Consider the following 13752-nt stretch of genomic DNA (forward strand, 5'->3'; position numbering starts at 1 on the left):
AGAAGGGTTGAACAGTGAAAGATACAAATGAATATCCCGCAGATGGCACAGATGATACACCACCGGTGTTTCGCAGTGGCCGCGTAAAGGCACCCCTTCGGCTAACCCCCGATCAGCGCGTTGCCCGCGCACCTGATACAGCCCGCAAAAGCGGGGACAGCGGCGATGGCGGCGCAGGAAAACTGGGCACCACAATCAACGGCAAATCCGGTGTGCCGGCCGCAGGTGCGGGCGGCGGTGGCGGCGGCGACAACCGCAAATTCCACAAGCGCACCGATCCGGCCGGGTTTGAAACCAATCTGAAACGCGGTATCCGCGCTGTTCGGCGCAACCTGTTTCTGGTTGGCCTGTTCACGCTGGCCACCAATGTTCTGGTCCTGTCGATCCCGATCTACCTGTTCCAGATTTCCGACCGCGTATTGACCAGCCGGTCGCTTGATACGTTGCTGATGCTGACTTCGGTTATCGTCGGAGCGGTGATCCTTCAGGCCATTCTGGATGCCGTGCGCCGGTTTATCCTGATGCGCACCGCGGTCGAAGTGGCGGTTCAACTTGGCTCGCCCATTCTTAGTGCCGCAGCACGGGCGGCCCTGCACAGTTCGGGCCGCGAATACCAGACATTGGGCGACCTGCAACAATTGCGCGCCTTTCTGGTATCGGGCACATTGCTGTCCTTTCTGGATGTGCCCTTTGCCCCGCTATTTATCATGGCAATATTCCTGATCCATCCGGATCTTGGCTATATCGTGGTGGTCACAGCGCTGATCCTGCTGGTAATCGCAATCATCAACCAAAAGATGACGGCCAAACCCTTTGCCCGCGCCAACATGCACCAGTCCAAGGCCAATCTGCATCTGGATTCCATGTCGCGCAACAGCCAGATCATCAACGCACTGGCCATGATTCCCGAGGCCGTTTCCATCTGGGGCCGCGACACGGCCGCCTCATTGAAAGAACAGGTGCAGGCGCAGGATCGCAACATCATCGCCTCGGCTGTGTCCCGTGCCGTGCGGCTGCTGACACAAATTGGCATACTGGGCTGGGGGGCATATTTGTCCATTCAGGGCGAACTGACCGGCGGGATGGTGATTGCCGCGTCCATCATCGCCGGCCGCGCACTGGCCCCAATCGAGGGCGCGATCGAAGGTTGGAGCCACTTCCTGCTGTCGCGCAGTGCTTATGACAGGATTGCAAGTTTGCTGCGGTCATCCCCCCTGAACCACGAACGGCTGATCCTGCCCCGCCCCGAAGGTCACCTGAGCATCGAACGACTTCTTTTCGTTCCGGCAGGCACAAAAAGCGTGGTGCTGAACGGGTTCAGCTTTTCACTGCAACCGGGGGAATCCCTTGCGGTGATCGGCAATTCGGGGGCTGGCAAAACCACGCTGGGCAAAATGCTGGTCGGATCGATCCTGCCCACGTCGGGCTGTGTGCGGCTGGACCTGATGGACCTGCGCAACTGGGACCAGCGCCAGCTGGGCGAAAACATCGGCTATCTGCCGCAAGACGTGCAGCTGTTCCCCGGCACCATCAAGGACAACATCGCCAGAATGCGCCGCGATGTGCCTGACGAACTGATCCATAAGGCCGCGGTACTGGCCGATGTCCATGAAATGATCGCCAGCTTTCCGCAAGGATACGAGACCATTGTCGCCTCGGACGGCGCGCCCCTGTCAGGCGGTCAAAAACAGCGCATCGCACTGGCGCGTGCCTTCTTTGGCAACCCGCGCCTGCTGGTGCTGGACGAGCCGAACTCGAATCTGGACACCGCCGGTGATCAGGCTCTGGCCCGCGCCCTGAAACACGCGAAATCTGAAAACATCACCGTTGTGGTCATCACCCAGAAACCGTCGCTGTTAAGCGTGGTGGACAAAATTATGGTGATGGCAGGCGGCAATATCGCGATGTTCGGCCATCGGGTCGAAGTGCTCAAGGCGCTTGCCAAACGCCAGAAAGAAGAAAGCAGCGGACAGATCGGACACCCGTAACCCCGTCGCCCGAACAGGAATGAAACAATGTCGGAACTGCAACTTTACCAACAACCTCTGGACTGGTACGAGGACGTCCCCCGCCGGATCAACCGGATCGGCCTGTTCGGGCTGATGCTGATGCTGGCCGCATTTGGCGGTTTCGGCTACTGGGCCTTTCGCGCGCCTTTGGCCGCCGCCGTCATCGCGCAGGGCAGTTTTGTTGCTACCGGCAGCAACAAGGTTCTGCAACATCTGGAAGGCGGGATCATCAAGGAAATTATGGTTGCCGAAGGGGACCATGTCAAAGCGGGCCAGACGCTTGTGCTGCTGGATGATACCGCAGCCAAGACCCGCAAGACCGAACTGGTGTTACGTCTGGCGCGGCTACAGGCGATCAACGCCCGCCTGCTGGCCGAATACCAGGGGCTGGACAACCTGCCCTTTCCGGCCGACCTTCTGGTGCAGGCCAGTGATCCGAAGGTGGCCGAAATTATCGAAGGCCAGCGGATCAACTTCAGCATGTCCAGCACCAAAAAGGCCAACGACATCCGCCTGATCGAGGCCAACATCAAGGCACTGGAACAACGCATCAATGGCTATTCGATCCAGCGCGACACCCTGCAAACCCAGATCGACATCCTGAACGAGGATTACACCGCAAAATCCGAACTGTTCGACAAGGGCCTGATCCGCAAACCGGAAATCAACGCCCTGTTGCGCGCCAAGGCCGAGGGCGCGGGGCAAATCGCCCGCCTGACCGCCGAGATCGAGGAAAGCACAACCCTGATCGGCAAATACGAGCGCCAGATCGATCAGACAAAGCAGGCCTATTATCAGGCCGCACTGGATGAAATACAGTCGGTTCAGGCGGAAATAGACAGCGTCACGGAAAAGGTTTTGAATGCCACCGATGTTATGCGGCGCACCAGAATTGTCGCACCCGTTTCGGGCACCATTCTGCGCCGGTATTACAATACATCCGGCGGCGTGATCGCGGGCGGCAAACCTATCCTGGAAATTCTACCCGAAGGGGCCGACCTGATCATCGAGGTTCTGGTCAAGCGAACCGAAATCGACAGTGTCACCATCGGCCACGAGGCCACAGTGCGTCTGGTCGCCCTGAACCGGCGCACCACGCCGGTGCTGTATGGCAAGGTGTTCTATGTCTCGGCCGATGCTATACCCGACAAAAGCGCCACGGGCCGCCGCCGCGAGGTCTATCTGGCACGGGTCAGCCTGTCGCCCGAACAACTGGCCCGCGTACCGGGGTTCACCCCCACACCGGGGATGCCGGCCGAGGTATTGATCAAAACGCAGGAGCGCACGTTCTTCCAGTATCTGACCAAACCGATTGTAGATTCTATGTCGAGGGCGTTTCGCGAGGATTAGAAATATTGCTGTGCCTGCCCAACCCGTAGCGCAGGCACAGCCCGATCACCACCAGCGAAACCAGCAACCACAATCCGCCCCACATCATCGTTGCCCCGCCAAACCGGTCGGCCAGCATATAGGCATCCGAGCGCATTTCGGAGCGCGCAATCGTGTCACTGAATATATCCATCGGCACATAGATCATGCTGGTCAGCCCGACCACCCGCAACACAAGGTCATTCACATCGCGCGATAAAAACCGCGCGACGACCAACATCAAAACGCCCCCTCCGGTGATAAAAGCCAGCGCAAAAACATCGCGGATATACAGCGCGGCGATCAACAGCATGACAGCCCCCAGAACCGCCATCATGATCCGGTCGGCATGGCTGCGCACCGCCCCCAAAAACAGCAAAACCCCGATCAGCAAAGACCCCAGATATCCCGCCGACATCAGCAAAAACACATTGCCCCCGCGCGTCACCGTCACCCCACCCTGCTGTGGCGAAATGCGGATGCTTTCAACCGATCCGCCCGTTATCCAGGCGGCCAACGCATGGCTTAGCTCGTGAAAAAACACGATCAGGATTTTCAGCGGTATGATGACAGGGGTAAACCACAGCAAAAATATTGCCGCCGTGATAACAAGCATCTGCCAATGTCCACGCACCACCTTCATAGCGGCCACATGAACGGAATGATCAGGCTGGCCAGCAACCCGACCGACAGGTTCAACGGAATCCCCACCCGCATGAAATCCGTGAACTTGTAGCCCCCGGGCCCGTAAACCAGCATATTGGTCTGATAGCCAATCGGCGTTGCAAACGACGCCGAGGCCGCCACCATCACCGCCACCACCAAGGGCCGCGCATCTATCCCCATTTCAGCAGCCAAGCCGATGGCAATCGGTGTCACAACCACTGCCACGGCGTTGTTGGACACCAGTTCGGTCAGAACCGAGGTCAGCAGGTAAATCGCCCAGACAATCAGGAACGGCGGCAAGGCCCCCATATAAGGTGCCAAGGCCCGCACAATCAGCGCCACCGCGCCCGATGCCTCAAGGGCCGCACCTATGGCCAGCATGGCAAAAATCATCGCCAGCAAGCGGCCATCGACAAAGGAAAAGGCCTCGTCCGCGTCAATACATCTGGTCACCAGCACCAGCGCCACCGCCAGCACCGCCAGCAGGAAAATCGGCGCCACGCCCAGCGCCGCCAGCCCCACGATCGACAGCAGCGACAGCACCGCAACCGGCGCATGGGTGCGGCGGAACGCGCGGGCCGAGGGGTGGGAAATATCCACCAGCCCCATATCCGCCGCCAGCCGCTGAATATCCTCGGGTGCGCCTTCCAGCAACAGGGTATCGCCGACCCGCACCACCAGATCATCCAGTAGTCCGCTGATGTTCTTGTCCCGTCGATGCACCGCCAGCACATAAACACCATAGCGCCGCCGCAACCGCAAATCGCCCAGCTTGCGGCCAATCATCTTGCCCCCCGGTGTGATCAGAACCTCGACGGTTTTGGTTTCAACCGCGCTTAACTGGTCCACCCGCTTCAGGCTTTTGTTACGCTGCAACGACAGCAATTCTGTCATCGCAGTGCGCAAAACCACGCGGTCGCCGACCTGTAATACCACATCCTTCAGATTGCGCCGCAAAGATTGATCCCCGCGCAAAACGTCGATCAGGCGCACCCCGTCGCGTTTGAACAATTGCACGCTCAAAACCTCGCGCCCGATCAGATCGCTTTCCGGCGGGATCGCGGCTTCGGTAAAGAATTTCATGCGGGATTTGTCGGACAGCAGGTTCGCCAGACTGTCCCGATCCGGCAACAGACGCGGCGCGATATAGCGCAGGTAGATCATACCCCAGATCACCAGAATGATGCCCAGCGGCGTGACTTCGAAAATCGAAAACGCCTGCATCCCGTTGGCCCGCGCCACCCCGTCCACCAACAGGTTGGTCGAGGTGCCGATCAGGGTCAGCGTGCCACCCAGAATTGCCGCATAGGACAGTGGAATCAACAGCTTGCTGGCCGAAACCTTCAGTTTTTTGGCCAGTTGCACAAACACGGGGATCATCACAACGACAACCGGCGTATTCGATACCACCGCACTTGCCAGCACCACAAAAGCCATCAGTGCCCCGATCGCCACAGCGGGGCGCGTCCGGGCGTTTCGTTCGGCAATCTTTGTGAACCAGTCCAGCGCGCCGGTGCGCACCAAGGCCCCCATCACGATAAACATCGCCGCAATGGTCCAGGGCGCGGGGTTCGACAGCACCGCAAGCGCGTCGTCATAGGGCAGTATCCCCAAAGCCAGCAACACGGCAGCGCCGGCAATCGCCACCACTTCGGTCGGGAACACCTCGCGCAGGAACAGCACGAACATGCCGGCCACCACCAGCAGGGTGATCACCGCCTGCGCGGTCGGGGAAAAGGTGAACAGCGTCATTTCCATGGGCCAAGTGTTGCCCAATCAGGCCGCTTTGTCACGCGGTTGCACCAGAAAAAGGCCAAACAACATCAACGCCATCGCCCCCCAGACATAGATCGAATAGCTTTCCCCAAGAAACACCATCGAAATCAGCACCCCGAACAGTGTCACCAGATAGGCCACCTGTGCCGAGAACACCGGCCCCGCCTTGCCGATCAGCCAGACATATCCCGCATAGGCACTCCAGTTGATGACCGAGGCCGCAAGGATCGCCCACTCCGCCACTCCCCACGGATGCAGGGGGCTGATAAACTGCCCGCTGCCCAGCGCCAAAGGTATCGCCAAGGCCAGCCCGATCACCGAGGCCCCGAACAGGATCTGCAACGCATCCAGCCCCCGCGCGCCATACCACGTCAGGAAATTGCCCTCGCAGGCATATAAAAAAGGCGCCATCGCCGCGACCAGCACATAGATCACCTTGGTGCCCCCGGGCAGGCTGGTGTCCGGCCCGACCAGCAAAAACACCGCCACCGCACCGCAAAAGGTGCCGAACAGCCGGATCACCGACAGTTTTTCAAACCCCAGCATCAGCGCAACCGGCATGGAAAACAGCGGCACCAGCGCGATGATCACCGAAATAATGCCCGCCGGCAGCTCTTTGGCGGCGGTGATGGAAAACCAGTTCGGCACCACTGTGCCCAATAACGCAACCCCCAGAAACAGAATGAAATAGCTGGGCGACAGCGTTAACCGGCGCCCGCGCAACAGTGTCAGGATACCGGCCAGCAACAACCCTACCAGCATTTGCCAGGCCAGAATTCCGAAAGGTTTATAGCCGGTGGAAACGGCAATCTTGGTCAGCGGAAACACCGCCCCCCATGCCGCGCCCATCAGGACCAGCGCCAGATAATACAATGGAACCGGCTTCACCCCGTTGGCCCCGATTGCTGCAACCGGCCACCGATGCGCACCATCTGCACATCAATCGCCTTGCCGGTCTTGTCGTCGGTTTCCACAAACAGGCCCGACAGCGTCGCCTCGCCCATCGCCGGTTGAAACCGCCCCTTGCCCATGCCGGTGATGAACCGGCGCAGGGGTTCTTCCTTGTCCATGCCGATCACCGAATTATAATCGCCGCACATCCCCGCATCGGCCTGGAACGCGCATCCCCTGGGCAATATCTGTGCATCGCCCGTGGGCACATGGGTATGCGTGCCAACCACCACGCTTGCGCGCCCGTCGCACCAGTGCCCCATGCCCATTTTCTCACTCGTGGCCTCGCAATGCACATCTACCAGAATGGCCTGCGCCATCCCGCCCAGCGGGTGCGCCTTCAGCACAGTTTCAACGGCGGAAAACGGATCATCAAACGGGCGCTTCATAAACACCTGTCCCAGAACCTGCGTCACCAGTATCTTGCGCCCGCGCGCATCCGAAAACAGCCGCGCGCCCTTGCCCGGCGCGTTCTTGGCAAAATTCAAAGGCCGGATGATACGCGGTTCCTGCTCAATAAAGGTCAGCATATCGCGCTGATCAAACGCATGATCGCCCAGCGTGACACAATCCGCACCGGCCTCAAGCAACCCTTTGGCATGGGCCGCCGACAATCCGGCCCCGTTGGTGGCGTTTTCACCGTTCACCACAACAAAATCCAGCCGCCAGTCGTCCCGCAACCCCTTCAGCCGTTCCGCCACAGCATTACGCCCCGCGCGACCGACCACATCCCCTAAAAACAGAATTCTCATAAGCCCTGCCTATTGCCCCGACCGCACAAGAGCAATCCCAAGTTTCTCTTTTGCCCAAATATCCGCGCCGCAGGCAATCCCGAGGCCCCCTTGTGGGGCCGAGACATAAAGCGGCCCGCAAGGGCCTCCATAAAACAGCCCTATCCGAACACCAGCGTTTCCCGCTCGGTCACAATCGCATCCAGCGGCTGGTCGGTCGGCTCCAGTGGCAATTCGTCTGCCTCTTGCCCCTCATAGGCGAACCCGACCGCCACCGTCGGACGACGCTCGCGCAGCATCTGCAAGGTGCGATCATAAAACCCGCCGCCATAACCCAGCCGCCCGCCGCTGCGGTCAAACGCCACCAGCGGCACGATCAGCACCTCCGGTTCCAGCCACGCACCATCCGCCGGCACAGGCGCTCCGAACGGCCCCGCAACCATCTCGCAATCCGGCGTCCACTGGCGGAATTTCAACGGCTTCCCCGCCCCTTCGATCACCGGCACCACCACAAAACCGCCCATCGCCATTCTGGCCATCACCGGCCAGGGATCAATCTCGGTGCGGATCGGCATATAGCCCGAAATCGTCTGCCCCGCATGTGGCTCTAAAAATTCCAGCAACCGCGCTGCGGCCAATTCCCCGTGCGCCGCCTCATGCGCCACCTTGCGCCGTTCAAACCCAGCCTTGCGCGCTGCCGCTTTGATTGCTGCCAAATCGCTCATAACAACACCACCGAAGCCAGCCCCAGAAAGGCGAAAAAACCGACCACATCCGTCACCGTGGTCACAAACGCGCCCGAGGCCAGCGCCGGATCAATCCCCAGCTTGTCCAGCACCACCGGCACCACAACCCCCGCCAAACTGGCCACCAGCAGGTTGATCACCAACGCCGCGCCAATCACCACACCCAGCATCGGCATCCCGAACCACAACATGCCGATTACCCCCATAACCAGCGCAAACACCACGCCATTCACCATCCCGACCAAAACTTCGCGGCGGATCACTCGCCAGACGTTGGCGCTGGTGATATCCTTGGTCGCCAAGGCCCGCACCGCCACGGTCAGCGCCTGTGTGCCCGCATTGCCCCCCATCGACGCCACAATCGGCATCAGAATGGCAAGGGCCACGAATTCGGCAATCGTATCCTCGAACTGCGCAATCACGAATGACGCGGCAATCGCGGCAAACATCGTCACAAACAACCACGGCAAGCGCCGTTTCGAGGTCTCGATCACCCGATCCGACAGGCTGCCTTCGCCCACACCGGCCAGCCGCAGCATGTCTTCCTCGTGTTCTTCATCCAACACAGCCATGGCGTCATCAATGGTGATCACACCAACCAGCCGGCCATCATCATCCACCACAGGCGCGGAAATCAGGTGGTACTGGTTGAACGCATAGGCCACATCCTCTTCGTCCTGATTGACGGAAATGGTGCGGAAACTGTCTTCAACAATATCCTGCATCTTTGCATCCCGCGGGCTGCTCAACAGCTTGCCCAGCGTTACATAACCGGTTGGCCGCATTTTGGGATCAACCAGGATCATATGGTAAAACTGTTCCGGCAAATCCTGCTGGCTGCGCAGATAGTCGATCGCCTGCCCTACAGTCCAGTGTTCCGGCGCCACCACCAGTTCGCGCTGCATCAGACGGCCGGCGGAATCCTCGGGGTAGGTCAGCGCCTGCTCCACCGCCACACGGTCGGCATCCTCCAGAACCTCGAGGATTTCATCCTGCTGCGGTGCGTCCAGATCCTCCAGCAGATCAACCACATCGTCGGTTTCCAGATCGCGCACCGCTTCGGCCAGTTCCTCGGGGGCAAGGCTTTCCATCACCTCTTCGCGCAGGGATTCGTCCAGTTCGGACAAAACCTCGCCCTCCATCTCGCCCTTCCACAGGCGCAGCAGGGCGCGGCGTTGACCGGCGCTGATCTGTTCCAGAATATCGGCAATATCGGCCGAGTGCAGCGGCTCCAGCAATTGCGTCAGCCGCACGCTGTCCCTCTGCTCGATCGCCTCGATCACATTGTCGATCAAACGGTCCCCAAGGGCGAAATCCTCGTCCAGCCCGTCGTGATTTTCCTGTTGCTCTGTATTCATGATCAGTTCCTGTCCGACGGTTCTTGCTCTACATAAACAATCCCGCCTGTGAAAAACAGCGAAAATGGGGGCTTTCCCTTGGCCCGTCTTGCGCCTAATCTGGGGCGCTGTGAAAACCCCGGAGCACCCGATGACAACCGCGCACCTTTTGCTGGGCCAGACCCTGACATTTACCGCTGACCCGTTCCACACACCGATAAGCGGGGCAACCCGCCATGAACGGCGCGGCGCGGTGCTGGTTGAGGGGGGCAAAATAATCGCCACCGGCACGGCGGATGATCTGCGCGCCGCCCACCGGCAGGCGAAAATCACCGATTACGGCGACGCCCTGATCATGGCCGGTCTCATAGATGCCCACGCCCATTATCCGCAAACCGGCATCATCGCCAGTTGGGGCAAACGGCTGATCGACTGGCTGAACACCTATACTTTCCCCGAGGAAATCCGCTTTGCCGACCCGTCTTATGCCGAGCAAACCGCCGCCCGCTATCTGGACCTGACCGCCGCCAACGGCACCACCACGGTCGCCAGTTTCTGCACCATCCACCCCGCCAGTGTGGACGCCCTGTTCCAGGCCGCCGCCGCGCGGGGCCAGCGCATCGTTGCCGGCAAAACCTGCATGGACCGCAACGCGCCCGATGGCCTGCTGGACACCGCCCAATCCGCCTATGACGACAGCCGGGCCCTGCTGGAAAAATGGCACGGTGTGGGCCGCGCATCTTACGCCATCACCCCGCGCTTTTCGCCCACATCCACGCCGGAACAACTCGAAGCGCTTGGCACCCTTTGGGCCGAGCACCCCGATTGCCTGATGCAGACCCACCTGTCCGAACAGACCGATGAAATCGAGTGGGTGAAACGGCTGTTCCCCAAGGCCCGCGATTATCTGGATACCTACGAAACCTTTGGCCTGCTGCGCGAAGGTGGGCTGTTCGGCCATGCCATCCACCTGACCGAGCGCGAAAAATCCCGACTGCGCGAGGTTGACGCCGCACTGATCCATTGCCCCACCTCGAACACCTTCATCGGCTCAGGACTGTTTCAGATGGGGGCCTTGATGGCCGCCGGTCACCGTATCGGCCTTGCCACCGACACTGGCGGCGGCTCCTCGTTCTCGATGCTGCGCACAATGGCGGCGGCTTATGAAATCGGCCAGTTGACCGGCACGTCCCTGCATCCGGCGCAACTGCTGTGGCTGGCCACCTGCGGCTCGGCCCGCGCCCTGCGGCTGGACGACAGGATCGGCAATCTGGCAGCATGGAAAGAGGCCGATCTGGTGGTACTGGATCTGGCCGCCACACCAGCGATTGCGCAGCGCAGTGAACGCGCCAATGATTTCTGGGAACAGGTTTTCCCCACCATCATGATGGGCGATGACCGCGCGGTGGTGGCGACGTGGATCAATGGCAAGCCCCTGCCCTGACCATCTTTGTTCCATTCCATAAATATCCGCGCCGCAGGCATGGAATCTCTTTCCCGTACCTCGCCACATGCAGATCAGGCCGAAGAAATCACCGCTCCATCAACCCGCGCGCCAGCGCATTCTGCCGCTCGATCACGCGCGGCAAATCAAACGTCGCCATCTGCCCGTCCCGCACCACCTGCCGCCCCTCGACAAACAGATCACGCACCCTGGTCGGCCCCGCCAGCAACAGCGCCGCCGCATCCCAGCACCCCGCGCTTTCCACACCGCTGACATCCCAAATCGCAATATCCGCCCGCTTGCCCACCACGATCTGGCCGCAGTCATCCCGCCCTAGAACCGCTGCCCCGCCACGGGTGGCAATCTCCAGCGCCTCGCGCGCGCTCATCGCGTCGGCGCCGTTCTGCACCCGTTGCAACAGCATCGCCTGACGCGCCTCGGCCACCAGATTGCCGGCATCATTGCTGGCCGATCCATCCACCCCCAGCGCCACCTTCACCCCCGCATCCCGCATCTGGCGCACCGGCGCGATGCCCGAGCCAAGACGGCAGTTGGAGCACGGGCAATGGGCCACGCCCGTGCCGGATTTCGCGAACAGGTCGATTTCCTGCCCGTCCAGTTTCACGCAATGGGCATGCCAGACATCATCGCCGGTCCAACCCAGATCTTCGGCATATTGCCCCGGACGGCAGCCGAATTTCTCAAGCGAATAGGCGATATCCTCGTCATTTTCCGCCAGATGGGTGTGCAGCATCACCCCCTTGTCCCGCGCCAGAAGGGCCGCATCGCGCATAAGGTCGCGGCTGACGGAAAAGGGCGAGCAGGGCGCAATCCCGACCCGCACCATGGCCCCCTCGCTTGCGTCATGGAACCGGTCCACCACGCGGATGCAATCCTCGAGGATCGCGGCTTCGCCCTCGACCAGAGAATCCGGTGGCAGCCCGCCATCGCTTTCGCCGATGCTCATCGCACCACGGGTCGGATGAAACCGCAGGCCGACTTCATGCGCTGCTTCAATGGTATCCTCTAACCGGCTGCCATTGGGGAACAGATACAGATGGTCCGATGACAGGGTGCAGCCCGAAAGCGCCAGTTCCGACAGGCCGATCATCGCGGAAATCCGCATTTCCTCGGGTCCGAAATTTGCCCAGATCGGGTATAGAGTTTGCAACCAGCCAAACAGCAAAGCATCCTGCCCGCCGGGCACCGCGCGGGTCAGGGTTTGATACAGATGGTGGTGCGTGTTCACCAGACCGGGCGTCACCACACAGCCCTTGGCCAGCACCACCTCGGCGCCATTCTGCGGCAGGTTTTGCCCCACCTCGGCAATCATGCCGCCGGATATGCGGATGTCCCCGCCCGCGATTTCACGGCGCGCGTCATCCATCGTCACCAGCGTATCGGCGCCCTTGATCAGAATATCGGCCATTTGCTATTCTCCGGCTTGCTGTAAAATCTCCAACGCGGCCGCGTGTATTTCGGCATTGGCCGCTGCCAGCATCCGCCCGCCTTCATGCGCAGGGTTTCCGCGCCAGTCAGTCACCACACCACCGGCCGCCTGCACCACCGCAATCGGGGCTTGCACATCATAGGCCTGTAATCCTGCCTCGATCACCAGATCAACCTGACCGGCAGCCAGCAGGGCATAGCCATAGCAATCCATGCCATAACGGGTCAGTTGCACCTGTTTCTTCACATTGTCGAACGCGGATTTTTCAACCGGAGTCCCAATGGCGGGAAAGGTGGTCAGCAGGGTGGCTTCGGACAAGGGTCTTGCCGCGCGGGTTGTCAGGTCCAGGCGCCCATGCGGCCCGTCCATCCACGCCCCACCCAGCCCTCCTATGAAACGCTCGCCAATATAGGGCTGACAGATCATGCCGAAAAACGGCCCCGTTTCATCGCGCACCGAAATCAGCACCCCCCATGTCGGCGAGCCGCTGATATAGCCGCGGGTGCCGTCAATCGGATCCAGAACCCACGTCAGCCCGCTGGTGCCCTCGGAATATCCGAATTCCTCGCCCAGAATGGCATCATCGGGGCGCATTTCGGCCAGCACCTTGCGCATGGCCAGTTCGGCGGCGCGGTCCGCTTCGGTCACCGGATCAAAGCCGACAGACCATTTGTTATCCGCCACCAGCCCCGGAATGCGAAAATGGCGCAGGGTTTCCACCTGCGCCACATCGGCCATCATATGGGCCGTTTTTTTCAAGCTGTCTTGTTCGCCTTGACTTAACACGGTCCGATCCCACCCTTTTTGACATCAATGTCCTTGCAGGATGGTATCGGGCCGTCTGACCAGTTCGTCAAGCGCCCTTAGGCAGCGTCACTCAGCACGCGCGCCAGATCGAACAGGCGGCGGCGCTGGTTTTCCGGGATCGAATAATACGAGCGCAGCAATTCCAGCGCTTCTTTGTCGGTCATCATATCAACAGGGGAATCGCCCTTGCTGCTGGCTTCTTTTTCCAGACCATCGAAAAAGAAACTGACGGTAACACCAAGAGCATTGGAAATGTCCCACAAACGCGATGCGCTGACCCGGTTCATGCCGGTTTCGTATTTCTGGATTTGCTGGAATTTGATCCCGACCTGTTCGGCCAGCTGTTGTTGGGTCATTCCAACCATCCAGCGCCGATGACGAACCCGTTTCCCTACATGGACATCTACTGGGTGTTTCATTTCGTACTCCTACTCATTGCGAAAACTATGGTACATAGTTACTGATTA

At 60.2% G+C, this 13752-nt stretch carries 12 protein-coding genes; 3 read left to right on the top strand and 9 right to left on the bottom strand.

Annotation, left to right across the window (positions count from 1 at the left end; genetic code table 11):
* Nucleotides 1–14 precede the first annotated feature (14 nt).
* Both BAR1_RS11250 and BAR1_RS11255 read left to right on the top strand, forming a co-directional pair.
* Nucleotides 15–1988 carry a type I secretion system permease/ATPase gene (locus tag BAR1_RS11250; protein ID WP_118943108.1) on the top strand — a complete coding sequence of 658 codons (1974 nt, stop codon included), beginning with the start codon at nt 15–17 and terminating at the stop codon, nt 1986–1988.
* Nucleotides 1989–2015: 27 nt separating this feature from the next.
* Nucleotides 2016–3359, top strand: a complete 1344-nt coding sequence (locus tag BAR1_RS11255; RefSeq protein WP_118943109.1) for an HlyD family type I secretion periplasmic adaptor subunit — start codon at nt 2016–2018, stop codon at nt 3357–3359.
* Here the strand turns inward: BAR1_RS11255 and BAR1_RS11260 are convergent.
* The 6 genes from BAR1_RS11260 to mgtE all read right to left on the bottom strand — a co-directional run bounded on the left by BAR1_RS11260 (nt 3331) and on the right by mgtE (nt 9605).
* Nucleotides 3331–3993: a M50 family metallopeptidase gene (locus BAR1_RS11260; RefSeq protein WP_228408541.1), complete on the bottom strand. Its 663-nt coding sequence runs from the start codon at nt 3991–3993 to the stop codon at nt 3331–3333. The genes BAR1_RS11255 and BAR1_RS11260 overlap by 29 nt on opposite strands.
* Before the next feature lie 23 nt (nt 3994–4016).
* Complete coding sequence (locus BAR1_RS11265; protein WP_118944446.1) at nt 4017–5795, bottom strand: SLC13 family permease; 1779 nt, start codon at nt 5793–5795, stop codon at nt 4017–4019.
* A 24-nt stretch (nt 5796–5819) separates the two neighbouring features.
* Nucleotides 5820–6707 carry a DMT family transporter gene (locus tag BAR1_RS11270; RefSeq protein WP_118943111.1) on the bottom strand — a complete coding sequence of 296 codons (888 nt, stop codon included), beginning with the start codon at nt 6705–6707 and terminating at the stop codon, nt 5820–5822.
* Entirely contained in the window at nt 6704–7522 is an 819-nt protein-coding gene (locus tag BAR1_RS11275) for a TIGR00282 family metallophosphoesterase (protein WP_118943112.1), read from the bottom strand. The genes BAR1_RS11270 and BAR1_RS11275 overlap by 4 nt, the downstream gene beginning before the upstream one ends.
* Before the next feature lie 140 nt (nt 7523–7662).
* Nucleotides 7663–8226 (bottom strand): 5-formyltetrahydrofolate cyclo-ligase, encoded by a 564-nt coding sequence (locus BAR1_RS11280; protein WP_118943113.1) that lies wholly within the window; start codon nt 8224–8226, stop codon nt 7663–7665.
* Complete coding sequence (gene mgtE / locus BAR1_RS11285) at nt 8223–9605, bottom strand: magnesium transporter (protein ID WP_118943114.1); 1383 nt, start codon at nt 9603–9605, stop codon at nt 8223–8225. The genes BAR1_RS11280 and mgtE overlap by 4 nt, the downstream gene beginning before the upstream one ends.
* Nucleotides 9606–9735: 130 nt before the next feature.
* On the opposite strand from mgtE, the gene guaD reads away from it, so the two are divergent.
* Complete coding sequence (guaD, locus tag BAR1_RS11290) at nt 9736–11028, top strand: guanine deaminase (RefSeq protein WP_118943115.1); 1293 nt, start codon at nt 9736–9738, stop codon at nt 11026–11028.
* An 88-nt stretch (nt 11029–11116) separates the two neighbouring features.
* Here the strand turns inward: guaD and BAR1_RS11295 are convergent, their stop codons facing one another.
* The 3 genes from BAR1_RS11295 to BAR1_RS11305 all read right to left on the bottom strand — a co-directional run bounded on the left by BAR1_RS11295 (nt 11117) and on the right by BAR1_RS11305 (nt 13704).
* Nucleotides 11117–12457: an 8-oxoguanine deaminase gene (locus BAR1_RS11295; RefSeq protein ID WP_118943116.1), complete on the bottom strand. Its 1341-nt coding sequence runs from the start codon at nt 12455–12457 to the stop codon at nt 11117–11119.
* 3 nt (nt 12458–12460) lie between these two features.
* A complete protein-coding gene (locus tag BAR1_RS11300; RefSeq protein WP_118944447.1) occupies nt 12461–13219 on the bottom strand; it encodes an inositol monophosphatase family protein in 759 nt (252 codons plus the stop codon).
* Between the two features lie 122 nt (nt 13220–13341).
* Nucleotides 13342–13704: a helix-turn-helix domain-containing protein gene (locus tag BAR1_RS11305; protein ID WP_118943117.1), complete on the bottom strand. Its 363-nt coding sequence runs from the start codon at nt 13702–13704 to the stop codon at nt 13342–13344.
* Between the last annotated feature and the right edge of the window lie 48 nt (nt 13705–13752).

It is taken from the genome of Profundibacter amoris (assembly GCF_003544895.1).
Classification (GTDB): domain Bacteria; phylum Pseudomonadota; class Alphaproteobacteria; order Rhodobacterales; family Rhodobacteraceae; genus Profundibacter; species Profundibacter amoris.